17 protein-coding genes, 1 tRNA gene, 3 pseudogenes and 1 other annotated feature are annotated in these 25,531 nt (G+C 67.6%); of the genes and pseudogenes, 8 read left to right on the top strand and 13 right to left on the bottom strand.

All coding sequences use genetic code 11. The features are described from left to right. Positions 1 to 192: 192 nt before the first annotated feature. From selB to LEL84_RS10995, 4 genes are all read right to left on the bottom strand, one after another. Positions 193 to 1,986, bottom strand: coding sequence for a selenocysteine-specific translation elongation factor (gene selB, locus LEL84_RS11010; protein ID WP_226514060.1), 1,794 nt, complete (start codon positions 1,984 to 1,986; stop codon positions 193 to 195). A 10-nt stretch (positions 1,987 to 1,996) separates the two neighbouring features. After that, the gene (selA, locus tag LEL84_RS11005) at positions 1,997 to 3,313 is read right to left on the bottom strand and encodes an L-seryl-tRNA(Sec) selenium transferase (RefSeq protein WP_226514059.1); all 1,317 of its coding nucleotides are present in this window, start codon (positions 3,311 to 3,313) and stop codon (positions 1,997 to 1,999) included. 136 nt (positions 3,314 to 3,449) lie between these two features. After that, positions 3,450 to 3,544: transfer RNA gene (locus LEL84_RS11000), tRNA-Sec, on the bottom strand. Between the two features lie 33 nt (positions 3,545 to 3,577). Further along, the gene (locus tag LEL84_RS10995) at positions 3,578 to 3,868 is read right to left on the bottom strand and encodes a hypothetical protein (protein ID WP_226514058.1); all 291 of its coding nucleotides are present in this window, start codon (positions 3,866 to 3,868) and stop codon (positions 3,578 to 3,580) included. Between the two features lie 65 nt (positions 3,869 to 3,933). Between LEL84_RS10995 and selD the strand changes: the two genes are divergently transcribed. Beyond that, positions 3,934 to 4,929, top strand: a complete 996-nt coding sequence (gene selD / locus LEL84_RS10990) for a selenide, water dikinase SelD (RefSeq protein ID WP_226514057.1) — start codon at positions 3,934 to 3,936, stop codon at positions 4,927 to 4,929. A 272-nt stretch (positions 4,930 to 5,201) separates the two neighbouring features. Here selD and nrfD read toward each other — a convergent pair whose 3' ends face one another. Genes nrfD through fdh form a run of 3 tightly spaced genes read right to left on the bottom strand, consistent with a single transcriptional unit; the run spans position 5,202 to position 10,690 of the window. Beyond that, entirely contained in the window at positions 5,202 to 6,314 is a 1,113-nt protein-coding gene (gene nrfD / locus LEL84_RS10985; protein WP_226514056.1) for an NrfD/PsrC family molybdoenzyme membrane anchor subunit, read from the bottom strand. After that, entirely contained in the window at positions 6,311 to 7,360 is a 1,050-nt protein-coding gene (locus LEL84_RS10980; protein ID WP_226514055.1) for a 4Fe-4S dicluster domain-containing protein, read from the bottom strand. The genes nrfD and LEL84_RS10980 overlap by 4 nt, the downstream gene beginning before the upstream one ends. Continuing rightward, complete coding sequence (gene fdh / locus LEL84_RS10975) at positions 7,361 to 10,690, bottom strand: formate dehydrogenase (RefSeq protein ID WP_226514054.1); 3,330 nt, start codon at positions 10,688 to 10,690, stop codon at positions 7,361 to 7,363. 165 nt (positions 10,691 to 10,855) lie between these two features. On the opposite strand from fdh, the gene LEL84_RS10970 reads away from it, so the two are divergent. Beyond that, on the top strand, positions 10,856 to 11,743 hold the full coding sequence (locus LEL84_RS10970) for an alpha/beta fold hydrolase (protein WP_068971115.1): 888 nt from the start codon (positions 10,856 to 10,858) through the stop codon (positions 11,741 to 11,743). A 14-nt stretch (positions 11,744 to 11,757) separates the two neighbouring features. On the opposite strand, the gene LEL84_RS10965 is transcribed toward LEL84_RS10970, so the two are convergent. After that, complete coding sequence (locus LEL84_RS10965) at positions 11,758 to 13,305, bottom strand: MFS transporter (RefSeq protein ID WP_226514053.1); 1,548 nt, start codon at positions 13,303 to 13,305, stop codon at positions 11,758 to 11,760. Continuing rightward, entirely contained in the window at positions 13,302 to 13,886 is a 585-nt protein-coding gene (locus LEL84_RS10960; RefSeq protein WP_226514052.1) for a TetR/AcrR family transcriptional regulator, read from the bottom strand. The genes LEL84_RS10965 and LEL84_RS10960 overlap by 4 nt, the downstream gene beginning before the upstream one ends. Before the next feature lie 108 nt (positions 13,887 to 13,994). Between LEL84_RS10960 and LEL84_RS10955 the strand changes: the two genes are divergently transcribed. Next, a complete protein-coding gene (locus tag LEL84_RS10955; RefSeq protein WP_226514288.1) occupies positions 13,995 to 15,092 on the top strand; it encodes a GIY-YIG nuclease family protein in 1,098 nt (365 codons plus the stop codon). A gap of 96 nt (positions 15,093 to 15,188) precedes the next feature. Further along, positions 15,189 to 16,004 (top strand): SDR family NAD(P)-dependent oxidoreductase, encoded by an 816-nt coding sequence (locus LEL84_RS10950; protein ID WP_226514051.1) that lies wholly within the window; start codon positions 15,189 to 15,191, stop codon positions 16,002 to 16,004. Between the two features lie 12 nt (positions 16,005 to 16,016). Here LEL84_RS10950 and LEL84_RS10945 read toward each other — a convergent pair whose 3' ends face one another. Continuing rightward, on the bottom strand, positions 16,017 to 16,739 hold the full coding sequence (locus LEL84_RS10945) for a hypothetical protein (protein WP_226514050.1): 723 nt from the start codon (positions 16,737 to 16,739) through the stop codon (positions 16,017 to 16,019). Positions 16,740 to 17,277: 538 nt separating this feature from the next. Here LEL84_RS10945 and LEL84_RS10940 point away from each other — a divergent pair. After that, positions 17,278 to 18,438: pseudogene (locus tag LEL84_RS10940) on the top strand (IS256 family transposase); the annotation flags it as partial. Between the two features lie 23 nt (positions 18,439 to 18,461). On the opposite strand, the pseudogene LEL84_RS10935 reads toward LEL84_RS10940, so the two are convergent. Then, positions 18,462 to 19,715 (bottom strand): annotated as a pseudogene (locus LEL84_RS10935) (IS3 family transposase). Further along, positions 19,300 to 19,431, bottom strand: a sequence feature (AL1L pseudoknot). (Overlaps the previous pseudogene by 132 nt.) Positions 19,716 to 19,769: 54 nt before the next feature. Here LEL84_RS10935 and LEL84_RS10930 point away from each other — a divergent pair. Then, positions 19,770 to 20,003, top strand: a pseudogene (locus tag LEL84_RS10930) (IS256 family transposase); the annotation flags it as partial. 523 nt (positions 20,004 to 20,526) lie between these two features. After that, positions 20,527 to 21,030: a hypothetical protein gene (locus LEL84_RS10925; protein WP_226514049.1), complete on the top strand. Its 504-nt coding sequence runs from the start codon at positions 20,527 to 20,529 to the stop codon at positions 21,028 to 21,030. 397 nt (positions 21,031 to 21,427) lie between these two features. Here LEL84_RS10925 and LEL84_RS10920 read toward each other — a convergent pair whose 3' ends face one another. Next, complete coding sequence (locus LEL84_RS10920) at positions 21,428 to 21,682, bottom strand: hypothetical protein (RefSeq protein ID WP_226514048.1); 255 nt, start codon at positions 21,680 to 21,682, stop codon at positions 21,428 to 21,430. A 131-nt stretch (positions 21,683 to 21,813) separates the two neighbouring features. Here LEL84_RS10920 and LEL84_RS10915 point away from each other — a divergent pair, with 131 nt between their 5' ends. Then, positions 21,814 to 22,767: an adenylate/guanylate cyclase domain-containing protein gene (locus LEL84_RS10915; RefSeq protein ID WP_226514047.1), complete on the top strand. Its 954-nt coding sequence runs from the start codon at positions 21,814 to 21,816 to the stop codon at positions 22,765 to 22,767. A gap of 328 nt (positions 22,768 to 23,095) precedes the next feature. Here the strand turns inward: LEL84_RS10915 and LEL84_RS10910 are convergent, their stop codons facing one another. After that, on the bottom strand, positions 23,096 to 25,333 hold the full coding sequence (locus tag LEL84_RS10910; RefSeq protein WP_226514046.1) for an NADP-dependent isocitrate dehydrogenase: 2,238 nt from the start codon (positions 25,331 to 25,333) through the stop codon (positions 23,096 to 23,098). Positions 25,334 to 25,531 lie beyond the last annotated feature (198 nt).

Below are 25,531 nucleotides of genomic sequence, written 5' to 3'. Positions count from 1 at the left end.
TCCCCCGAGAACCGTTGCTGCGAATGTAGGTTCGAGTGTACACCAATCCAGACGTGCGGCAAGTCCAAAAATACTGTTGTGCAACGATATCCGTTGATGTCGACTTGTCGGTGTCGTGTGGTAGGGGCCTCGGACGGAAGCTCTTCCCGCGATGCACGCGGCGACCTGTCCTACAGGACCACCGCCCGTTGCTCAGCGCACGACCTCCCGGTGCCCGGCGTCAAGACGGCGGGTCCAACCGCGGGCGTCGAGGTACTCCAGTAGCGGAATGACCACGCGCCGAGAGGTTCCGAGCGCCTGGCGGGCGGTGCTGGTGGTGAACGGCTGATCGAGCGAGGCGAGGGTGCGCATCGCCAGGGCGGGGGCAGTCGGCAACAACACGACACCGTCGCGCAATCGGAGAATCCGGCCCGTGCGCTCGGCGGCGGCGAGTTCTCGGGCGCCCAGGCCGAGTGCGGTGAGGTCATCGGCCTCGGGTGCACGGAACGGGTGGTCGGCGAGCCGGCGCTCCAGTGCGCTGACCGCGTCGTCGGCATCACCCAGGGAGGGCTTGTGACCCGGGACCGCCAGGTGCCCGTCGGACGACGACAGCTCGGCTTCCGAGATGACGGTCGCCAGCAGCGTCGTGTCCGGGAGCCCGAGCAGGGCAGGTGCGCCGGACGCGGACAGCCCCGCCGACAACGGATCTCGGTCGTGTAGATCGACAACGGCGGCGCGGAGTCGCTCGGCCCAGGCGGTGAGGGAGGTTTCGGCGACCCACCACTCGCCGATCACTCGTACGCCGTGGGGTGTGGGCTCGGCGTCGTCGACCAGGCCGAGTCGCGTCAGATCGGTGACGCGCATCGCGCCACGCCGATGCACTTCTTCGGCGGCCCCGGCGTCGTCGGACATGGCCGCCAGCAAGGCCGCGCGTCGCGTCGCGTCGCCCCGTCGGGTCAGCGCCGGGGGATCGGGGTGCAGCACGACGCCGCCGCCGACGATACGTTGGCCGGGATCGCGCAGGACCAGCCGATCGCCCCGCGACATCGGCACGGCGCGCGCGAGGGTCACACGCGCGTGGTCGCCGTCGAAGGGGCGCAACCGGACCGGTAGCGCCGCTGTGCCGATGTGCGCGACGAGGTGTTCCGGTGCCTCCTCGAAGGACATTCCGCTCACGCGCCGGACATCAGCGACAGCAGAGGTGTGCCAGGCTCCGGGCGTCACGAGTGCGTCGCCACGCGAGACGTCGTCGACGCCGACGCCGCGCAGATTGATCGCGACTCGGCTGACCGGGGCCGCGGTGGTGAGAGTTGCACCCTCGCTCTGCAATCCACGGACATCGAGTCGTCGGCGGCCGTCAACCGTGAGCAGGTCCAGGGTGTCGCCGACCGCGATCGTCCCGGCGGCCAGGGTGCCGGTGACGACCGTGCCGGCGCCGGTGCGGGTGAAGACCCGGTCGATCCAGAACCGGACACGCCCCGAGGTCGACGGCGATGACATCCCGGCCAAGACGGCGTCGAGCCGGGTGCGCAGTTCGTCGATTCCGACGCGATCGGGCGCCGACACCACGACCGCCGGCGCATCGGAAAGGCCGGTGCGGCTGAGGCGATCACGCGACAGATCGATCACTTCACGAACGCGGTCGGGCGAGGCCCGGTCGGCTCGGGTGATGACCAGCAGCCCGTACTCGATGCCGAGGGCGGCGACGGCATCACGGTGGTCGTCGGACTGGGCGCTCCATCCCTCGTCCGCGGCGACGACGAACAGGACGACGGGCGCCGGGCCCAGGCCGGCCAGCATGTTCGGGATGAACCGCTCGTGGCCGGGGACGTCGACGAAGGCCACGTCGGCACCGGAAGGCAGTGTGGTCCAGGCGAAACCGAGGTCGATCGTCAGCCCGCGGCGTCGTTCCTCCTCCCATCGGTCCGGCTCGATCCCGGTCAGAGCACGCACCAGTGTGGACTTCCCGTGGTCCACGTGTCCGGCGGTGGCCACCACGTACTTCACGAGCGCGACTTCACGACGCGCCCAGAGCCTGTCGGATCGCGGCGAGTACCCGCACGTCGTCGGCTTCGGGAACGCAGCGCAGGTCCACCAGACACGCGTCGTCGTGAACGCGGGGTAGGACGGCCGGATCGCCGACGCGTAGGCGGGCGGCCGTTGCGACCGGAAGCCGCACCGCCCACCCCGGCAGCGGCACGCCGGGTGCGCCACCGCCACCCACCCGTCCGTCATGGGCGACGATCGGGAATCCGACTGCCGTGCCCAGGCGCTCGGTGCGCACGCGAAGTCTGTCGGGATCGGCGTGGAGGTACTCCCAGACGGGGGGTCGTGGCCCGCCGACGGTTGCCTCCATCGCAGCCAGTGCCAGCTTGTCCGCGCGAACCGCCCGTGCGAGAGGGTGTTTCGCGAGACGCTGAACGAGCGCCGCATCGCCGAGCAGGAGTCCGGCCTGCGGTCCGCCCAGGAGTTTGTCGCCGCTGGCGATGACGAGGTCGGCGCCGGAATCGAGTGTCGTGGTGGCGTCGGGTTCGTCGGGCAGCAGCGGGTCTGGCTGCAGGAGTCCGCTGCCGATGTCGGCGACGACGGGCACATCGTGCGCCCGGCCGAGGCCGCGTAGCTCGGAGAGCGAGGTCTCGCTGGTGAAACCCTCGACCCGGAAGTTGCTCGGATGCACCTTGAGGATCGCTCCGACGTCGTCGTCGGTGAGGGCGTCGGCGTAGTCGCGTGCGTGGGTGCGGTTGGTGGTGCCGACCTCGTGTAACCGGGCGCCTGTCGACGCGATCAGCTCGGTGAGCCGGAAGCCTGCGCCGATCTCGATCATCTCGCCACGACTGATGACGACTGCACGCCCGGCCGCCAGGGCGGTCGTCGCCAGTACCAGTGCGGCCGCACCGTTGTTGACCATCAGCGCGTCTTCCGCTGCGGGACAGGCTCGTAGGAGAGCGGCGCGGGTGGCCGCCCCGCGCTTCGACCGGGTGCCGGACTCGAGATCGAGTTCCACGTCGACGTAACCCGACGCCGCGACGACGGCGTCGAGCGCCGCGGGTGACAGCGGTGCCCGCCCGAGGTTCGTGTGCACGACGACGCCGGTCGCGTTGAGCACCGCGCGGGACGACGATGCATACGACCCACTCACCGACTCGACGATGATCCGCTCGACGTCATCCGGCGGCGTCTCGCCGCGGCGGGCCGCGTCCTGGGCCTGGCGAATGATGTCGCGAATCGCGGTGTCGCCCAAACGTGCTCGCGCCGCGGACACCGCGGGCAGGGCCAATAGTGCGTCGGTCCGCGGAATCCGGCGGCGCGGATCGGTGACGGGGGGCTTCGACACGGCTCCTCGCTTCGCTCGTCTCCGGCTCAGCCGGCGGGGGTGGCTCTCGCTTCGCTCGTCACCGGCTCAGCCGGCGGGGGTGGCTCTCGCTTCGCTCGTCACCGGCTCAGCCGGCGGGGGTCACGGTCGACCCCCCTGGCGGAGGCGGACGGGAATCGAACCCGCCAGGCCGAGATACTCGACCTCCTCGGTTTTGAAGACCGGGGAGCCCACCAGGACCCATACGCCTCCACGCGGTCCCAACCTATCCGACGTGCGGCCGGGTCAGTCCTGCCGGTGCGGCCAGTTGCCCTCGGTGATGAGTTCCTCGAAGTGGCGGATCAACTTCGGGTTGAGATCGTCATCGACGGCACGCTCAAAGTCGCCGCCCCACTTCGCAAACCACTCCTCGTCGCGCTTCATCAGGAAGATGGGCCAGCCGTGGGTGATATCGAGTTCGTCGGCGTACAGGTCGGTCGACCCGTCCTCCCGCATGTACCAGTAGTGGTGACCGGATTCCCAGAACGCCTGCAGCTCGCCGGCCGTGACGTAGTACTCGCCGTCTGCTTGCCTCATGAGCCCGATGGTAGCGATCGCCGGAGGACAGCATCGGAGATTACCGGAGGGCTACCCTCGACACGGTGACCGTGCGAAGCGAGACACCCATCCGACTGACCGGCTACGCCCACGGTGGTGGATGCGCGTGCAAGATCCCGCCGGGCGAGCTCGAGCAGGCGGTCGCGGGACTCACCGGCCAGGTCGGCGACGACATCATCGTCGGACTCGACGACGGCGACGACGCCGCGGCAGTGCGTATCCGCGACGACGTCGCGGTGCTCTCCACCGCCGACTTCTTCACCCCGGTCGTCGACGATCCGTACGACTGGGGCCGCATCGCCGCGGCCAACGCGCTGTCGGACATCTATGCCATGGGCGGCACCCCCGTCGTCGCCATCAACCTGGTCGGCTGGCCGCGGGAGGTGCTGCCGATGGAGCTGATGACCGAGGTGCTGCGCGGCGGTCTCGACGTCGGGGCGCAGGCCGCCTGTCCGGTGATCGGCGGGCACACCATCGACGATCCGGAACCCAAGTACGGCATGGCGGTGACCGGAGTGGCCGAACCCGGCCTGCTGTTGCGCAACGACGCGGCCGAGCCGGGGTTGCCCATCACCCTGACCAAGCCGATCGGCGTCGGACTGTTGAACAACCGGCACAAGCAGACGGGCGAGGTGTTCGAGGAGGCGATCGCCCTGATGACGACGCTCAATCGCGATGCGTCGATCGCTGCGGTCGCGGCCGGCGTCCGTGCGGCGACCGACGTGACCGGCTTCGGTCTACTCGGGCATCTGCACAAACTGTGCCGCGCGTCGGGCGTCGGCGCGGTAGTCGACTGCGCTTCGGTGCCGGCCGTGAGCGGCGCGGTCGAAGCCCTGCGCGACGGGTTCGTGTCGGGGGGTACCCGCCGCAACCTCGACTGGGTGCGGCCGCACCTCACGGTCGATTCCGGTGTCTCCGACGACGACCTGCTGTTCCTCGCGGACGCACAGACCTCGGGCGGGCTGCTCGTGGTCGGCGAGGTCCCGGGCTACCCGGTGATCGGCGAGACGGTGGCGGGGACGGGTATCCGGGTTCGCTGACTCGGTTGCCAAGACCCTCTGTGACGCGCCCTCCGCAAGCTCCGGGCGCTCCTCAGGGAGCGGGGGGTCGGCGGCCGTTGTGGACCACGAAAGAACACTCGTGAACGTCCGAAAAACATGCTCCCTGAGGTGCGAGCGAAGCGAGCCACGAAGGGTCACGCAACGTGTCTCACCAGGCCCTTCGTGGCTCGTCGCTTGCGCTCCTCGCACCTCAGGGAGCAGGGGTTCGGATTAGGGAGCAGCGGGTGGCGGCGCGCCTCAGTGGGCACCGCTCAGAGAGCGGGCGGCCCGGTGGTGATCGAGTCGTCGGTGATTCCCGCGGCGCGACGGGCCGCGAGGCGGCGCTTCTGTGGCTCGATCGTGTAGCGGGGGTTCTTGGCCGACTCGATGCCGGCGTCGAAGACGCCGAATCGCGTGCAGGCCGACGCGGCGAGCAGTGCGACTCCCGAGACGACCGCCAGGGGGCGGGAGCGACCGCTGAGCAACGCGCCCACTCCGCCGGCGACGGCCAGTCGCTCGCTCCAGCGCAGCAGGGTGCCGGCCTTGCCGTGGTGGAGCGGTTCGGCGGCGACCGGGTCCATCCGTCGCTCCGTGAGTCGCATCGCCACGAGGTCGCCGACCACGCCCAGCGCCGCGAGCGTCCGTGCCGGCCCGGCCTGACCGACCGGCGTGGTGACCAGCGCCAGCCCGCTCGACGCCAGGCTCGCGGAACTGACGAACACGAACGGCAGGTCCCGGTGCATGGCGTTCCAGGTCGGCACGGCGGTATCGGAGAGCAGCACCGCGGTGTACACCGCGAGCGGCGGACCAGCCAGACCGGCGGCCAACCCGGCGGGGGCCTCGACGGCGCGCAACACCGCACGAAGCGGCCCGAGCGGCAGCCGCGCACCGGTCATCCGGTCGACCTCGGCGACCGCCGCGACGCCGAGTGCGCCGCTGAACGCCGACAGGATCCAGGAACCGACGCTCATCGGCGACGTCACCTTGAACGTGCGCAACATGTTGTAGAACCGGTCCGGCCGTCCGAGGTCGGCGACGAGCGCGATCCCGCCCAGACCCACGGCACCCAGACCACCGAGGCGGGCGTTGCGGCGCAACGCGTCCCGCCCGGTGAGCTGGGCCCCGGCGGCCAGGACGCCGGAGCCGCCGGCGACACCGCCGAGAAACAGGTAGGCGGCCACCTTCTCGTCCCAGGGTGGTGGCTTGACGACGGGATGCCCGTAATACGAGGTGAATTCGGCATCGGGCACCATCGACATCTCGCGGTTGCCGTCGCCCTGACCGAAACCTCCACCCGGCCTTCGCTTTCCGCCGCGGCCGAAACCCCGGCCGCGCCGCCGGGGCGGCTCCGGCGGACGGAAGGAGTCGAACTCCGACGAGGTCATCGGCCGCCCCGCAGGAACGAGAGTGCGGCGGCGGCCAGCATTCCGGCCGCCGCGATCCCGGCGCGCTTGTACATGGCCGGCAGGTCCGCGGTGCACACCCGCGGGTCGGGCGGCAGTCCGTAGACCTCCGGCTCGTCGAGCAGCAGGAACACCGATCCGGTGCCGCCGACACCGTCGTTCGGGTTGGCGCCGTAGAGCCGCGCCTCGGTCATGCCCTGCTCGTGCAGCGCCCGGACGCGGGCGTGCGCGTCGTCGACGAGGTCGTCGTGGTCGCCGAACTTGATCGACGTGGTCGGGCAGGTCTTCGCGCAAGCCGGTGTCTCGTCGTCGAGCAACCGGTCGTAGCAGAGCGTGCACTTCTGCGCGACACCGCGTTTGGGCACCTCGGGCTGCTCGCCCTTGCGTTCGCCGGAGCGGGTCGTCGGCGCGGCGGTGCCGTCGGCCCGGCGCTCGACGACGCCGAACGGGCATCCGGCCACGCACGTCCCGCAGCCGTTGCAGACGTCGTCCTGGATCACGACGGTGCCGAACTCGGTGCGGAACAGCGCGCCCGTCGGACAGACGTCGAGGCACCCGGCGTGCGTGCAGTGCTTGCAGACGTCGGACGACATCAGCCAGCGGAACTCGGGGGTGTCGGGGACTTCGACTCGGCTCGTCGCTTCGCTCCTCGCCGGCTCAGCCGGCAGGGGAGAGGGCCTGGTCGGCAGAGACGAACGATCTTCAGGCGAGGAGCCGGGCATCGCGGGCATGCCCAGTCCGACGAGCGCACGCCCGGACTCGCGGGCCTCGGCGATGCGGTCGGAATTCTGCTCGATGAAGGCGACGTGGCGCCAGGTGCTCGCGCCGAGGGCGACGGTGTTGTCGTACGACATCCCGGTGAGGGCGAGGTCGCCGTCGCGCGGGTTGCCGTTCCATTCCTTGCACGCCACCTCGCAGGCCTTGCAGCCGATGCAGATCGAGGTGTCGGTGAAGAACCCCTTGCGCTCCTCGTGGGTGTGCCAGTGCGCGTCGGCGCTGGGGTCGGCTGGTCCGGACAGCTGGCCCATCTACTCGTCCGCCTTCCCGGTGATGCGCTGGTTGTCGGTCTCGACGGTGACCCCGGCCCGCTCCTGGTACGCACGCACCAGGTCGAGCAGTGCCCGGCCCTGCGGCCGGCGCCCGGCGATGACATCGCACGAGCCCACCTTGGACTCCTGGATCTGCACGTTCGGATCCAGTGTGACCCCGATCAGGTCGTTGGCGGCATCGCCGCTGACCACGGCGTCGGAACCGACGCCCCAGTGGTACGGCAGGCCCACCTGGTGCACCTGGCGGCCGTTGATGGTCAGCGGCGTCATCCGGTCGGTCACCAGCACCCGCGCCTCGATCGCGGCGCGCGGCGACACGATCGTCGCCCAGCCCTCGTTGGTCAGGCCCCGCTGTTCGGCGAGTTCGGGTGATATCTCGCAGAACATCTCCGGCTGCAGTTCCGACAGGTACGGGGTCCAGCGGCTCATGCCGCCCGCGGTGTGGTGCTCGGTGAGGCGGTACGTCGTGAACACGAACGGGTACACCTCGGAGCCGGGGCTCTCGCCGCTGGGTGCGTCGAGATTGTCCGTGCGGGGGAACAGGACTCGCGATGGTGACTGTTGCTGGGGATACAGCGCGTTGACCACCGGGGATTCCTGCGGTTCGTAGTGCGTCGGCAACGGGCCGTCGACCAGTCCGCGCGGGGCGTAGAGCCAGCCCTTCCCGTCGGCCTGCATGACGAACGGGTCGTCGCCGCAGAGGGCTTCGACGCCGCCGACCGACGGGTCGGGACGGGCATCGGGAGCCAGGTCGACCGGGAAGTCGGGCACGTCGGGACCGACCCACCGCCCGGCGTCGGCGTCCCATTCCATGTACCGCTTGCGTTTGCTCCACGGGCGGCCGTCGGGGTCGGCCGATGCGCGGTTGTAGAGGATCCGACGATCCGCCGGCCACACCCAGCCCCACTCGTGCTGGGTGACCCCGCCGCCGCCCTGCGGGACCCGGCGTGCGGCGGAGTTCGACGGCCCGTCGGTGTCCGCGCCGGTGTAGACCCCGGTGTAGATCCAGCAGCCGCCCGCGGTCGAGCCGTCGCGCTTCATCTGGGTGTAGGACGTGAGGTTCGTGCCGGCGTCTTCGCCGGTCACGTGGTAGCCGTTGATCTCTGACAGCACCGCCTCGGGGTCGGGGTTGCCGTGTTCGTCGAGTGGATAGTCCCAGGTGACGTCGAGCAGCGGGCGGTCACGTTCGTCGGTCGACCCGGCGAGGCGTTCGCGGATGCGCCGCCCGAGGTCGAAGAAGAAGTCCATCTCGCTCTGGCACTGACCCGGTGGCTCGACCGCCTGGTGGCGCCACTGCACCATGCGCTGGGTCTGCGTGAACGAGCCGGCCTTCTCCACATGCGTGGCCGCGGGGAGGAAGAACACCTCGGTGGCGATGTCCTCGGTGCGCAGCTCGCCGGACTCGATCTCCGGGCCCTCCTTCCACCAGGTGGCCGTCTCGATCATGTTGAGGTCGCGGACGACGAGCCATTTGAGGTGCGACATCGCCATCCGCGCCTGGCGCCCGTTGGCCGATCCGACCGCCGGATTCTGGCCGAGGACGAAGTAACCGTCGACCTTGTCGGCGAGCATGTCGACCGTCGTCTGGAAGGTCCCGGCGGGCCCGGTGAGCCGGGGCAGGTAGTCGTAACACCAGTCGTTCTCGGCGGTTGCGGCGTCGCCGAACCACGCCTTGAGAAGACTCACCATGTAGTCCTCGGCGTTGGCCCAGAAACCCTTCTCGGCCATCGACGTGATCGCGTCGACGTAGTCGGCGAAGGTGTCGTGCTTGCCCGCCGAGGGCATCGGCAGGTAGCCGGGCAGCAGGTTGAACAGCGTCGGGATGTCGGTGGACCCCTGGATGCTCGCGTGTCCGCGGAGGGCCATGATGCCGCCGCCGGGGCGCCCGACGTTGCCGAGCAGGAGCTGCAGGACCGACGCGGCGCGGATGAACTGCGCGCCGAAAGTGTGCTGGGTCCAGCCGGTCGCGTACCCGAAGCACGTGGTGCGCTCGCGGCCGGAGTTGTCGGTGACGGCCCGGGCCAGATACTCGAAGTCGCGCACCGAGATCCCGCACATGTCGCGCACCATCTCGGGTGTGTAGCGCGAGTAGTGATGCTTGACGATCTGGAACACGCTGCGCGGGTGTTCCAGGGTGTCATCGCGCACTGTCGCCCCGTGCTCCAGCGGCGGCCCGCCGGAGCCGTGCTCGTGCCCCACCGCGCGGTCCTTCACCCGCGGCCCGTCGTCCGGGTGGCCGGGCGACTCGACCTTGCCGTCCTCGCTGTCGCGGCCACCGTCGTCGGAGTGGGCGGACGGTTCCTCGTAAGCCCAACTGGTGGCGTCGTATTCGCCGGTCTCCGGGTCGAAGCCGGAGAACAGGCCGTCGAGATCCTCGGTGTCGCGGAAGTCCTCGGCGATCAGGGTGGCGGCGTTCGTGTAGGCGACGACGTACTCGCGGAAGTACTTCTCGTGCGTGATGGCGTAATTGATCAGCGCACCGAGCAGGACGACGTCAGAGCCGGCCCGGATGGAGATGTGCCGGTCGGCCACCGCGGAGGTACGGGTGAAACGCGGATCGACGTGAATGATCGTCGCGCCCTTGGCCTTCGCCTCCGACACCCACTGGAAACCCACCGGGTGCGCCTCGGCCATGTTGCCGCCCATGAGAACGATGCAATCGGCGTTGGCCATGTCCTGCAGTGATTGCGTGGCGCCGCCGCGTCCGAACGAGGCCCCCAGACCGGGAACCGTGGCGGAGTGTCATATGCGGGCCTGGTTCTCGATCTGGATCGCGCCCGCCGCGGTGAAGAGCTTCTTGATCAGATAGTTCTCTTCGTTGTCGAGGGTGGCACCGCCGAGCGAGGCGACACCGGTGGTCCGCCGGAGCAGCCGGCCCTCGTCGTCGCGGTCCTGCCAGCCACGGTGTCGGGCCTCGAGGAAACGGTCGGCGATCATGTCGATCGCGGTGTCGCGATCCAGGTCCTGCCATTCGGTCGCGTACGGGGCCCGGTAGCGGATCGAGGTCTGCCGCATCGGGTTGTTGACCAGCTGCTCGCTCGACGCGCCCTTGGGACACAGGCGCCCGCGGGAGATGGGGGAGTCCGGGTCGCCCTCGATCTGGACCACCCGCTCGTCCTTGACGTACACCTTCTGCCCGCAACCCACCGCGCAGAACGGGCACACGCTCTGGACCACACGGTCCGCGGTGGCGGTGCGCGGTTCGATGCCGCGTGTCCTCGCCGAGGTGACCGCCGGTCCGCGCCCGAAGACGTCGCCCGACCGCAACTGGCGGAACACCGGCCATTCGAGGGGGCTGAAGGCTGGCACCCGTCCGAGTCTAGACCTCGTCGTCTGCGGTTGCGTCTCGACCGTTGCTATCGTGGCGGGTGGAGTGCCGGGAAGTCTGGTCGGCTGCACGTGTGTCGTTGTCATCCCTTGCCGGGCTGATCATCGATGCCGTGTGCCGTGAAGACGCGCCGATGGGATTTCCTGATGATCACCGCATACAAGACCGAATCCGGCCGCGACGTAATCCGACGATGGTGCGAGATCCGGTTGTCGGCAGCAGATTGTGTTGCCGCGCAATGGGAAGTCCAGACGTCGGCGGGGCGGACCAGGATCGTTGCATCCCGGTCTCCCGACCCCGGGACGGCGGCACCCGCCGACCGGCGCACTGTCGTCGTGGTGCCGGGTACGAACATGAACTCGGCGACGATGATCCCGCTGCTGTCCGAACTCGCGCGGAACAACGACGTCATCAGTCTGGACGTGCCCGGCCAGCCGGGGACAAGTGCACCGGAACGTCCGCGGCGACGCGGTCGGATCCCTGCCTACGGGCGGTGGCTCGACGAGGTGCTCGGCGCGACGGTCGCCCATCCGGTGATCGTGCTGGGTCACTCGCTCGGGGCTGCGATCGCGTTGGCCGGTGCCTCATCGCTGATCGCCGGACGCCTACTCGTGTCACCTGCGGGCATCACCCGTTTGGCGGTCTCGCCTCGGACATTGCGCACAACCGTCTCATGGCTGGCCTCGCCTCGGCCGGAACGCTCGTATGATCTGCTGCGAATGATGACGGCGCCGGACAGAAACGTCGATCCCGCGCTGATCGCATGGATGGATCTGGTTGCCGGACACTGCCGTACGAGTCTGGCGCCGGGGCCGTCTGATGAATTGCCGACGGACCGCCCCTTGATGGTGGTCTCCGGCGACCATGACGTCTTCTTGCCGACACTGCGGCTGGCTGAGGTGGTACATGCGCGGCTCGACGTCGAGCTGAAAGTCCTGGACGACTGCGGCCACCTGGCTCCGCACGATCAGCCGAAGCGGATCGCAGAACTTCTCGACCGTCTCAACCGGGAGCTCGTCACCCCGCCCGGATGACAGGCACGACTACGTCAGTGCTGCGCGGCCGTGACATCCGTGCCGCGCGGCACGAGCGCGAAGACGGCCACGGCGACGGCGACCAGCGTGACCCCGCCGACCAGGCTCGTCTGCTGCATGGCGTCGGTGAACGCGGCCGCCGCCCGCTCCGCGAGGCCCGGTGCCCCGGCGGCTTCGGCGAGACCCATGGCGGCGCCGAGGGATTCGCCGGCCGCGTCGGTCACCTCGGCGGGTACGCCGGGGACGGGCTCGGCCGTCAGCGTGGTCCGGTAGATGATCGACGCCACGCTGCCGAGGATCGCGACCCCGAGCACATTGCCCAGGTCGTAGGCGGTCTCTTCCAGCGCGGCGGCGTTGCCCGCCTTGGCATCCGGGGTGCCGGCCATGATCATCGCCGATGCGATGGCCAGTGATCCGATGCCGAATCCGACGAACACCTGGGCGGTGGCGACGGTGCCGTAGTCGAGGCCGTCGGAACCGAGGAACATCAGCGCCATCCCGACGCCGGCGATGCCGATACCGCCGGCCACGACGGCTCGGGCTCCGATCATCCGGGACAGCGGGGCGGCGATCATCGAGGACACGATCGCCGCTCCCGCCACCGGCAACAGCCGCACACCGGCCGCGATCGGGGAGTGGCCCTCGACCAACTGGAGCCACTGGGCCAGCAGCAAGAGCGCCGCCGCCAGTCCGAACATCGAGCCGAGCGCGGCGAGAACACCCGCACTGAACGGCCGGCTGCGGAACAACGAGACGTCGAGAAGCGGCTCGGTGCGTCGCATGCAGCGTCGGACGAACAGGGCCAGGATGAGGACCGCGCCGATCAGGGCCACCCAGGCGGCCGGTGCGAGGAGGCTCTCCTCCTTGGCGAACCGCTTGATGGCCCAGACCAGGGCGACCATGCCGGCGATCGACATCAGCGCACCGACGGCGTCCCACCGGCCCGGCTGCGGGTGCTTCGACTCCGGCAGGATCAGCACTGCGGCCACGATGGCGACCGCCATCAGCGGGACGTTGACGAGGAACGCGGCGCGCCACGAGAAGTACTCGAGCAGAACTCCGCCGACGATCGGCCCGACGGCCGCACCGAGGCCCGACACCGCGGCCCAGAGCCCGAGGGCGGTCGCACGCTCGGCGGGGTCGGTGAAGATGCTGCGCAGCAGGGACAACGTGGTCGGCATGATCATCGCGCCGCCGACGCCCAGCAGCACCCGGACCGCGATCACCGCCTCGGGTGACTCGGCCAGCAGGACCAGTGCCGAGGCCCCACCGAACACCGCGAAGCCGGTGACCAGCATCCGTTTTCGGCCCCACCGGTCGGCCAGTGAACTCATGGAGAGCAGCAGGCCGGCCAGGACGAGCGAGTAGGCGTCGATGATCCACAGCTGCTGATCGGCGGTCGGGCGCAGGTCGCCGGCCAGGTCGGGGAGTGCGACGTTGAGGATCGTGAGGTCGACGGTGATGACCAGCAGGCTGGCCGACAACACGGCGGCCGACGCCCATCGGCGCCCGAAGGACAGGCCGTCTGCGCTGGTGGTCTCGGTGGCGGATCGCTGGGTCATCGTCGGCTCCGGTCGTGCTCGGGGGAGGGCAGCCCGGTCAGGGCCGTCAGGGTGGCGGTCAGGTCGTCGAGGGACAGCGGCGTCCCGTAGAGGAGTGCGTGCATGGCCACGCCGTCGGTGTACGCGGCGATCGCGCGAGCGGCCGTCTGCCCGACGTGCGGGATGAGGATTTCGACCAGCCCGTCGGGCCAGCGAACCGCGAGCGGGCGGAGCGCGGGATCGAGGACGGCGGCCGACACGAGCGCGAGGTCGGCGCGGATCAACCGCTCGTCGGACAGATAGTCGTGGAGCGTCTCGGCGAAGACCGCCGCGGCTGGGCCGTGTTCGGCGAGGGTCTCGGCCACCTCGGCCAGGCCGGAGTCGATGTCGTCGGCCAGGCGGGCGAGCGCTGCCTCGCGCAGATCGTCGAGCGTGGCGAAGTACTGCGTCGTCGAACCGAGCGGCACACCGGCACGTTTCGCGACAAGCCGGTGGGTCAGCCCCTCGGAGCCCACCTCGGTGATGAGCGTGGCGGCGGCCTCGACAATGGTGCGTCGCCGTTCCTCGGGATCTCGTCGGCGGCGGGGCGCTGCCTCCGTCATGACTGTCCTCTCAAGCTAATGTACGGATGTACATGTACAAACGTACACTAGCGCTTCGTGGGTTTGCCTGTCGAGTGCTGGCATCATGCGACCATGGCGGTGAACAGGATCGATGCGGTCGAGCTGCCCCGGACGGCGCTCGGCGACTTCTTGTCGTCGTCGGCCTTCGCGGAGATGCTCGACCCGGACGACGAGCGCACGTCCTCCCGCAGTGCGGCGGCCCGGCGCGCCGAGGTCGCCGATGTGGTGCGCGCCGTCGACCGTTTCGCCGGCCGACGATTCGTCGACCGGGAGCGCGCCGGCGAGGTCGTCTTCGGCGGGATCACCGCCGGGGGGCTCGGGGTCCGCCCTTCGGTGGTCGACGAGGTCCTCACCCTGCTGCGGCCGGTCGGCGTCCCCGCGCCCGGTGCCCCGAAACCTGTTCCCCACGAAGCGCAAACGGTGCTCGGTAGTTACGTCTATGCACTGGTCGATCCGCGTGACGCCACGGTGTTCCACGTCGACGCCGGCCGCGGGAACCGCGTATACCGCCATACCGCCGCCGCGCTGGCGGGCGACGCACCCGACCCTGCCGACATCGTCGGCGACGACGATCCGGCCGAGGTCGCGGCCGCCATCTCCGAGCGCATCCGCGACATCGACGCCGACGGGTTCGGCGTCGAACACTGGATTCTGCGGTACGATGTAGATTCTGTCGATTCGGCTGCAGCGCACGCGCTTTCGCTACGACGCACGGTAGTCGACGTCGTCGCTCTGGCCGGATCGGAACTTCCGGAGACGCCGGATGCACAGGGGCCGTGGCGCATCGAGGAGCTGATCCTGCGACATGCGGCGCCGGTGTCGCCGCCGTTGCCCGACGTGTGCGTGCTGGTGAAGGTCGACGAGTCCGCCCGCAGCGACGCCACTGCCGAGGTGATCTACGAATCCGCTCGCAGCGCTTGGCGTGCGGGGCCGCACCGAACCGTCCCCGATCTACCGGTGCTGGTGTTCGCCGACGATCTCGTCCGGGCCGTCCATCGCGTCGACTACTGGGAGTCCTACCGCGACGCCGAGGGAAACCTGGATCCGAAGCGGTGGGTGTACACCGGGAAACCCGACGCCGAACTCGAGGCCCGGTATGTGGGTACCAGCCTGCGCGAGGTCCGGCAAGAACGCGGCGGCAAGTGGAATCCGTCCGGCTGGCACCCGTACGGACACGTTCCCTGAGCCTGTTCGTTGGAACAAACTCGCCTGTCGTGATCCGACGAGGGACGCGCGGTCTGGTACTACTCGCGGCATCGTCCATCGACAGAAAGCCGGCGCATGTCCTCGGATCGACGCAGTTCATTCGACCACCGCACCGCCGTGATCACCGGCGCCTCCGCCGGGATCGGCAAGACGTTCGCGGAACATCTCGCCGCGGAAGGGTACGACCTACTGCTGGTCGCCCGTCGGGCCGAACGGCTCGACGAGTTGTCCGAGCGACTACATCGCGAGCACGGCGTTCGCTGTGAGGTGTTCGCCGGGGATCTGTCCGAACCCGGCACGCCGGCCGCGATCATCGAGCGCGCCGATGAACTCGGGCTGGACATCGACGTGCTGATCAACAACGCCGGTATGTCGCTGAGCACCAAGTTCGCCGAGACGCCGTGGGAGGAGGTCGGAGGGCAGCTGCAGTTGATGCTGACCTCGCTGACCGAGCTGTCCCACCGCGTGCTCCCGGGGATGAAGAAGCGCCGGTGGGGGCGGATCGTGAACGTCTCGTCCATCACGGCGCTGCTGCCTCCGGCGGAGGGCCTGCTCTACTCCGCGATCAAGTCGTATGTGCTGCTGATGTCCCAGTCCCTGGACATGGAAGTGAAACCGCACGGCATCCACGTGACGGCGCTCTGTCCCGGTTTCACCAGGAGTGAGTTCCACGATGCGATGGGTGCGGAGACCCGCGAGACCGCCGCTCGCCTGCCCGGCGTGCTGTGGCAGGAGCCGGAGGACGTCGTGCGCGAGGGGTGGAACGCGGTGATGAAGGGCGACGCGGTGTGCGTGACCGGCATGGTGAACAAGCTGGTCACGACGGCAGTGCGTCCCGTTCCGCCGGGTATCCAGTACTTCCTCGGCCGGACGCTCAATCCGTTCAAGTAGGCGCCGGGCGGTTCACTTCTTGGTGCGACGACTCCCGCCGTGCCAGTCCTCCTCGACACCCGCCTCGCCGTCGGTCACTCCGAAGGCCCGCAGTTGTGGCTTCTCCCGCAGGCTCCGCTTGAGCTCGGCGAAACCCGGGAAACTCGCCAGGCCGATCACGTGGTCCCACAGGACGACCGCGTCGTCGTCACCTGGTAGACGGCTGATGACGGGCCCGAAGAAGGCAACTCCCTCGGGCGGCTGGAAGTGGATGATCGGCGTACCCACGTCGCGACCCGTCAGCGACAGGGCCTCGTCGGTCTCGGCCTGGATCTCCGCGTCGAACTCGGCGTCGTCGAGGGCGTTCGGGTGGTGCGCGGGTAGCCCGAGCTCATCCAGCACGGGCCCGAGGAACTCCGCGGTACCGCGGAAGTCGGTGGCGTCGACGGTGTAGGAACCGGTGTGCGCGTCGAAGATTCGTGTACCCAGCGCCTCGTAGAGCGGGCCGATGGCGGCCGGTCCGTGTTCGCGGCGGATGCTCGCCGCCGCGCGCAGGAGGCGGAGTCCGGCGGTGTGCCCGGCCTCGTACTCCGGCGGGAACTGCGCGTCGTAATCGATGTGTGCGTTCAGCAGACGTAGCGAGATGAACCGCCATTCCACCGTGTAGTTCCGCTGGGCCTGTACCTTTCGCACCCATTTGCTCGTCATCCAGGCGAACGGACAGACGGGATCGAAGTAGAAGTTGACGTCGGCCATGATCTCGACGGTAGACGGCGGGACAGTCCTAGGTGTCGGCAGAAGCCGCGAACAACCGGTCGCCTAACCGGTACCGCTCGACTGAGTGTCTGGTGAGCCTGTGACGGGCTCGTTGGGATGGAGGAGGTGCTGCACAGTAGCGAGCGACGGCCGCTCGAGTGGACCGGTGTAGAGCTCGAGTGCCCAGTCATACACGCCCCGTAATCAGCCGGGGTGGGCGAAGTCGAAGCTGAAGAAGAATGGTTCAGGCGGACCACTGCGAGACCAATCTCATTCGTTCACCTCCGGCAGGACCGGAGCCGGCGCGGATATCGAGGTCAATCGGAGTCCGGGTCAGGTGGAACGATTGCGGAGTAGTAGCGGTCTGCGAGAGAAGGAGTGACGGTGGAAGGGTTCTTCGTGCTGCTCACGCCACCGGTCGCCCTCGCGCTCATGTTCTGGGCGTGGACCATCTGGCTATCCTTCAGAGCCGCTGGCCGAAACAGGGGGTGTCAGATGGTCTGTGTAAGTCCAGTGCTCATCAGTGAGAGGACAATCTATGAGCATGGCGTTAGACGACAAGCAGCACGACGACGGTCAGCAGCTGCCTGAGTTGGCTGAGCCGCGTTCGACCGCGGAGGTGGCCGAGGCGCTGGAGGCCTCGGGCATGGTCGATGAGTTGTTGGCCCAGATCGATACCGGCCAGGTCCAGATCACCGGCGACGGCGGCCTGATCCCGGGTCTGATCAAACTCGCCCTCGAACGCGGCCTGAAGGCCGAGCTGACCGATCACCTCGGCTATGCCAAGGGCGATCCGGCCGGTCGGCAACTGCCCAACGCCCGCAACGGGTCGAGCCCGAAAACGGTGGACTCCGCGGCCGGGCCGGTCGAGTTGAACGTTCCTCGTGACCGTGCCGGCACGTTCACCCCACGCCTGGTACCGAAGGGTTCCCGCCGGCTCGGCGGGCTCGACGACATGATCATCTCGCTGTATGCCGGTGGCATGACGTTGCGCGACATTCAGCATCATCTGGCCTCGACGATCGGCACCGATCTGTCGCATGAGACGATCTCGAAGATCTGCGACGAGGTCCTCGACGCGGTCGATGAATGGCAGAACCGGCCGCTGGAGGCGTTGTATCCCGTCATCTACCTCGACGCCCTAGTGGTGAAGGTCAAAGACGGCGGTCATGTCCGAAACAGGCACGCCCACATCGCTATTGGTGTCGACATGGCCGGTGTCAAGCATGTGCTGGGCATCTGGATACAAGCCGAGGAAGGCGCGAAGTTCTGGGCCGGGGTGTGTGCGAATCTGGCCAACCGCGGCGTCAAGGACGTGCTCATCGTGTGCTGCGACGGGTTGACCGGGTTCCCCGAAGCGATCGAGGCGACCTGGCCATTGGCCACGGTGCAAACGTGTGTGGTGCATCTGATTCGCAACTCGATGCGGTTCGTGAACTACAAGGACCGCAAAGAGGTCGCGCGGGCGATCAAACCGATCTACACCGCCCCCGACGCCGAGACCGCCCGCCGCGAATGGGAAGCCTTCCGAGACTCGGAACTGGGGACCAAATATCCGAGTGCCGCAGCAGCTTTCGATCGAGCGTGGGACCGGTTCATTCCATTCTTGGCGTTCCCGCCCGAGCTCCGCAAAGTCATCTACACCACCAACTCGATCGAGTCGCTGAACTACCAGCTCCGCAAGGTCATCATGAACCGTCCTGGATCGGATGGAGACCTCGTTTAGGCCACCGCCATCTCGGAGGTGGCTGTCTCACGGTAGCGCCTCTCGTACTCAATGGGCGGGCAGTAGCCGATCGATGAGTGCAGCCGCTCGGTGTTGTACCAGTGCACCCAGGCGGCGGTCTCGCGCTCGACTTCTGCGCGCCCGGTCCACGATCGCTGGCGCTCGATCAGTTCGGTCTTGTACAACCCCGATGGCTGATTCCATCAACGCATTGTCGAGTGCATCGCCGACCGACCCGATCGATCCGGCCAAGCCGGAGTCGCGTAATGCTTCGGTGAACGCCAGCGCTGTGTACTGACTTCCGGCATCGCTGTGATGAATCAAACCTGTTGCAGTGAACGAGAAGTCGGTTCTACGTCGGGTGAACAAGGCCTGTTCGAGAACGCTGGTCACCAACGGTGTCGACTTGCTCGTCATCACCCGCCACCCGAGGATTCGACGCGAGTACACATCGACGAGAAACGCGGTGTAAACGAACCCTGCCAGGGTCCAGCAGTAGGTGAAATCAGCCACCCACCACTGATCTGGCCTGGCCGGCAATGACCACTTGCGCTCCACCAGATCAGGATGCCGCGGCGCGCGATCATCGCGCTGGGTCGTGATCGTGCGATGTTTTCCGCGGGTGACTCCGGCGATCCCGCAGATCCCCATCAGTCGGCCCACCTGATCACGGCCCATCTCACGGCCCTCGCGGCGCATCGTGTGCCAGATTTTGCGGACGCCGTACACGCCACGATTGCGATGAAACGCCTGGTAGACCGCGTGAGCGTCGTACGCCTCGGCCAATCGTGTCACCGAGACCGGACCCGCTTGCGTGCGGGCGTAGTAGGTGGACGGGGCGATCTGCACGCCGTGCTCAGTGAGCACTCGGCAGATCGGGGCGACCCCGAACCGACCCTTGTGAGCGTCGATGTAATCAACGATCACCGCAGTCGGCGGTCGACCTCCGCCGCGGCGAAAAACGCCGACGCTGTCTTCAAAATCTCATTGGCCCTTCGCAATTCAGCGTTCTCCTTGCGAAGCGCCGCCAACTCGGCGTCCTGCTCGCCCACCGTCATCGTTCCCCGCGCAGTCACGATCGGCCGGTCCTTCTCGATCCAGTTCCGCAACGTCGCCTGGTTGATATCGAGCAATGCGCCCACGTGTTTCCGGGCGGCGAGCTTTCCGCCGCCATGCTCGGCGAGGTGGTCGTGATACATCCTCACAGCCCGCTCACGCGTCTCTGGATCAAACTTCCTCAGTGCACCCATACCGGCATTCTCCTGGTGAGATCACGGTCTCCACCAGACCCAGGACGGTTCATCAAGAATCGGGGACACTTCCCCAACGATCTCGCGGCGCGCAAACTGCTGTGGCTGGCTATCTGCGACATCGAGGACAAACGGGCCCGGCAACGCGAGAAGGAACGCGGCAAGCCCGCCGCCACGCGCAGAGCCCCCGGCAGACTCGTCGAGGGCCAAGTCGTGACGAACTGGAAACAGGCCCTCGGGCAACTAGCCCTGGCCTACCCCGACCGCATCGAACCCCACCTCAACTAGACCCAACCAGCAACCACAGGAAACCCAGGAGTCACGTTCTTACACAGACATCTTGACAAGCTCCCGAAACATCCGACGATCTTCGGCCGCAGTTTCTGCGGTGCTGGCGATCTGCGGGGCAATTGCTTTCCTCGCGTTGACCAGTCTCGACGATTACAACGACTACCCCGGTCACACGTGTTCGGTGCGTGATGGGTTTGTACCCGTCGGCTTTCCCCCTGAGCAGCTACCACCGCCGCCTCGAGACGTGGTGAGCACATTCCATCCCAGCCTCGACTGGTCTCACCGATTCGAGCTCCTTCCCCTCGGCGTGCGCTGCACCTACTGGATTCGAGACGACCCCCGCATCACAATGAGCACCCACAGCCCCTGGCCGTACTCGGTGTGCAGCTACGGAGCGCTCGTCGTTGCCTTCGTCCAGGCCATCCGAGTCGTCAATCCCGACCTGCTCAGACGCGGTGCGCCGCCGCGGCCAGCGCGTGCAGGTGATGGCGGGCAGATGTAGGCGTGCCACAGTTGATGAGTGCGTACCAAGGTGTTGTTTTTCTGGGTGCTCGGTGGAATCATCACCGCCTTCGCCGCCGCGATCGTGCTCATCGGTGCCGCTGGTTGGCTCACTCTTCGCTCGTCGTGGTTCGAGGACAGCCTGTCCAAGGTGTCGGTCACAGAAGACGCCGACGGGGCTGAACGGATCGCCGAAGCCATGGGTGTTCACCTGAACGACAGCGCCATCAACTACGGGGAAGTGACATCGCAGTTGCAAGGCAAACCGAGTGCTTACGTCGTCGTGAAAGCGGACGGTGCGATGTTGCGCGACAGGATCATTCGGCAGTCACGGCTGCACTGTGCGACCACCGATCCGCCGAATATGGCGTCGATGCGCTCACCGTCGAGGCACGGCCCGCCGCCCTCACCGACTCTGATGGCATGTGGCCGGCCGGCTGGCGACTACAACGACCCGGCGTCAGCGGGGGAGTGGGGCGGTCATCTCACCGTCTGGTTCGAACCGATGCGCGACCTCATGTGATGGGTGTCTGTGGTCGCCGTGCCGTTCGCAGTCGAGCGGCCCGCCTGCAGCGAGGTCGTACCACTCCCGTTTCTGATCGAGCAGCCACGCCGCCAGGGAGCTATCTACATGTGCAGCGACTGCCACCTGAGCTAGGCTCCACAGCTCCCGGCCGCGATACAGGATGGTCGGTAGCAGCGCATCCCTTGTCATCTGTAGCGCTGCCACTAGGTCGGTCGGCGATGTCCGGCGTGCCATGATCGCGGTACGCGGTCACGCCAAGGTGGGATGCCGCGATCACGATCGCGGCTATCGTCATGGGGGCGCCGCCGACCATCAGCAGTCCCCAGAAGCCGGTCCAATGCGCAAGCCCGTAGACGGTCAAACCCGCCAATGCCGCTATTGCGATCCACGACACCTACCAGCGCATCACCAGCGCGGCGACAAGTGGTGCGGCACTGAGCAAGACACCGAGAGTCACAGGGGGCCACACGCCGTAGGCCGACCACACCGGGTCATCGCAGGTCGCGCCTGGGCGAACGCCAGGCTCGTCCAATTCGCCGATCTTGCCGCACGACATCGACGACCACCCAGCAGGCTCGAAAGCGTTCCACAGCGCGAACGCCAGGGCAAGCACCCCCAAGACCACCCATGCCGCCCGCACCAACTTCATGGGCCGCACGCTACCTGCTCAGAACGCACTACGGATGGTACAAAGGCCGTTACATCAGCGTTTGCGGAACGGTGTCACCGAGGACGCGGCGGTGTCGGTTTCGCGATGAGCGGGGCCACTAGACTCGAGGCGTGACCGGAGCCGACGACTCGACACGTGACCGCGACCGCGACGGTCTCCCGGATCCCGGTCCGACCGACGACGATGCGACATCCGCCGCGGACGGCCCGGACGAACCCTCCGCAGCGAACGATAGGACCGGTGGGTCGACCCGTCGTCGGGGCGACCGGCTTCCCGTCCGACGCGACGATCCCGACCGTCCCGGACCCGGGCGCCGGATGGCCGACCTGCTGGCCCGCACCGACTCCAGGGCCGGGGTCGTCAAGGCGGCTCGCGCCGCACGAGATCTGATCCCGCACGACGAGAACCCGATCACCGGGCCGCGTGCATCCGACCGCGTGGCCCGCCTCATCAGCGAGTCCCGGCCCGAGAAACCCAGTGCCATACGAGAGCTCGGCCTCGCATCGATCCAGGTGTGGCAGGCGTTGGTGACCACACGACGTCGTCGATCCGAACGCACCCCAGTCCCCGCCACCATCTTGTTCACCGATCTCGTCGGATTCTCGACGTGGGCCCTGCATGCCGGAGACGACCAGGTCCTCCAACTCCTGCGCGACGTCAACGGCGTCACCGAGAACATCGTGCGCAGCCGCGGCGGACGCATCGTCAAACATCTCGGCGACGGGACGATGGCCGTGTTCATCGACGGTGTCGAAGCGATCGAGGCCGGTCACGAGGTGATCGTCGCCGTGAGTGCCCTGACGGTCGGGGACTACCGGCCACAGCTGCGAGCCGGTCTCCACACCGGCGAACCGCGGGCGGTCGGTGACGATTTCCTCGGTGTCGATGTGAACGTCGCCGCTCGGGTCGCGGCAGCCGCGGGAGCCGGTGAGCTGTTGGCCAGCGGAGCGACCGTCGAGGCCGCCGGCGCCGATCGGTACGCCACTCGTCGTCGGCGATTCCGCGCCAAGGGGGTACCGCGCGACATCGAGGTGTTCGCCGTCGTGCCCCGCTACTCCGACTGACCGATCCCCGACCTGCTTGCTAGCAGCGTGTGTACGCCGAAGAGATCGAGAGGACTACGTGCGGCCGCGCCGAGCTTTACGGGCCCGATAGACACATTGCATGTGCCCGCCGACACGCACGATGGGCGCACGACGGGCCGTGACCACCGCACGACTGGGCAACCCCGGCTGCGGGTTCCAAACCTCGACGATGTTGTGGATCGCATGCACTACTCCGCGGCCCGAATGTCGTTGGCGCGACGGACATCTCGGGCCAGCGTCTGATCCAGTTCGAATGGGTCTGATGAGTCGGCGTGGGCCTCACTCGAGACCCACGCCGACTTCCAGATCAGCGCTGCGCGTTCGCGAGTGCCTCGTTGAACGTCGTGCTCGGACGCATGACGGCGGCGGTCTTGTCCCAGTCGGGGTAGTAGTAGCCGCCGATGTCGACCTGCTCGCCCTGCACCGCGTTGAGCTCCTCGACGATCTTGTCCTCGTTGGCCGCGAGGGTTTCGGCCAGCGACGAGAAGTGCTTCGCGAGCTCGTCGTCCTCGGTCTGCGCGGCGAGTTCCTGAGCCCAGTAGAGCGCCAGGTAGAACTGGCTGCCGCGGTTGTCGAGTTCGCCGGTCTTACGCGACGGTCCCTTGTCGTTCTCGAGCAACTTGCCGGTGGCGGTGTCGAGGGCCTTCGCCAGGATGACGGCGCGCTTGTCGTCGAACTTCTTGCCCACGTCCTCGAGGCTCACCGCGAGCGCGAGGAACTCGCCGAGCGAATCCCACCGGAGGTGGTTCTCCTCGATGAGCTGCTTGACGTGCTTCGGTGCCGAGCCGCCCGCGCCGGTCTCGTAGAGTCCGCCGCCGGCCATCAGCGGGACGATCGACAGCATCTTGGCGCTGGTGCCGAGTTCCAGGATCGGGAACAGGTCGGTCAGGTAGTCGCGCAGAATGTTGCCCGTCGCCGAGATGGTGTCCAGGCCGCGGACGACGCGCTCGAGGGTGTACCGCATTGCACGGACCTGCGACATGATCTGGATGTCGAGGCCCTCGGTGTCGTGATCCGGCAGGTACTTGTGGACCTTCTTGATCAGCTCGTTCTCATGCGGGCGGTACGGGTCGAGCCAGAAGAGCACCGGCATCCCGGAATCGCGGCACCGGTTCACGGCCAGCTTGATCCAGTCCTGGACGGGCGCGTCCTTGACGATGCACAGACGCCAGATGTCGCCCTCTTCGACGGTCTGGGTGAGCAGCACCTCGCCGGTCTCCAGATCGGTGATGTTGGCGGTGCCGCCCGCGGGAACCTCGAAGGTCTTGTCGTGCGAGCCGTACTCCTCGGCCTTCTGCGCCATCAGACCGACGTTGGGCACCGTGCCCATCGTCGTGGGATCGAACTGCCCGTTGGTCTTACAGAAGTTGATCATCTCCTGGTAGATGCGGGAGAAGGTCGACTCCGGGTTGACGGCCTTGGTGTCCTTGAGCCGGCCGTCGGCGCCGTACATCTTGCCGCCCGCGCGGATCATGGCGGGCATCGAGGCGTCGACGATGACGTCGCTGGGGGAGTGGAAGTTGGTGATGCCGCGGGCCGAGTCGACCATCGCCAGCTCGGGGCGATGCTCGTGGCACTTGTGCAGGTCGTCGATGATCTCCTCGCGCTGCGCGCTGGGCAGCGACTCGATCTTGCTGTAGAGATCCGACAGCCCGTTGTTGACGTTGACGCCGAGCTCGTCGAAGAGTTCGCCGTGCTTCTCGAAGGCCTCGCGGTAGAAGACCTTGACCGCGTGCCCGAAGACGATGGGGTGCGAGACGCGCATCATGGTGGCCTTGACGTGCAGCGAGAACATCACGCCGGTCTTGTAGGCGTCGTCGATCTGTTCCTCGTAGAACTTGATCAGGGCCTTCTTGCTCATGAACATGCTGTCGATGACGTCACCGTCGGTCAGCGACACCTCGGGCTTGAGCACGAGGGTCTCGCCGGAGTCGGTGATCAGCTCCATCTTGACCTTGCGGTCGCCGGAGACGGTCATCGACTTCTCGCCGTGGTAGAAGTCGCCTTCGCGCATGTGGGCGACGTGGGTGCGCGAAGCCATCGACCACTCACCCATGCTGTGCGGGTGCTTCTTCGCGTACTCCTTGACCGCCTTCGGTGCTCGACGGTCCGAGTTGCCTTCGCGCAGAACGGGGTTCACGGCGCTACCGAGGCACTTGGTGTACCGGTCGCGAATCGCGCGCTCCTCGTCGGTCTTCGGGTTGCCCGGGAAGTCGGGCAGGTCGTAACCCTTGCCCTGGAGCTCCTTGATGGCGGCGAGCAGCTGGGGGACCGACGCGGAGATGTTGGGGAGCTTGATGATGTTGGTGTCGGACTTCTGGGTCAGCTTGCCGAGCTCGCCCAGGTTGTCGGTGACCTTCTGGTCATCGGGCAGGAGGTCGGAGAACTCGGCGAGGATGCGAGCCGCGACGGAGATGTCGCTGGTCTCGACGGCGATCCCGGCCGCCCCGGCGAACGTGCGCACGACCGGCAGAAACGCGTGAGTGGCGAGCATGGGTGCCTCGTCGGTCAGCGTATAGATGATGGTCGGCTGTTCGGCACTCATGCGATGTGTTCTCGATTCTGTCTTGGTCGACGCGTTTGTGTGTGCGGCCTTGTGGGTCCGGTTTTACCGATATCACGACGGGGATGGACTCGCGTGACATCCACCCATGATTTTGCCTGCCCGGGCCGGGCAGCGGGAGACGTGGTCGGTGGATTCGCGTCGAACGCCAGGTGGTAACGGCTGTGACCTGGCCTGCGT

This window comes from Gordonia sp. WA4-43 (assembly GCF_020520305.1).
GTDB classification, from domain to species: Bacteria; Actinomycetota; Actinomycetes; order Mycobacteriales; family Mycobacteriaceae; genus Gordonia; species Gordonia hongkongensis.
This window is presented reverse-complemented; position numbering and strand designations above follow the sequence as displayed.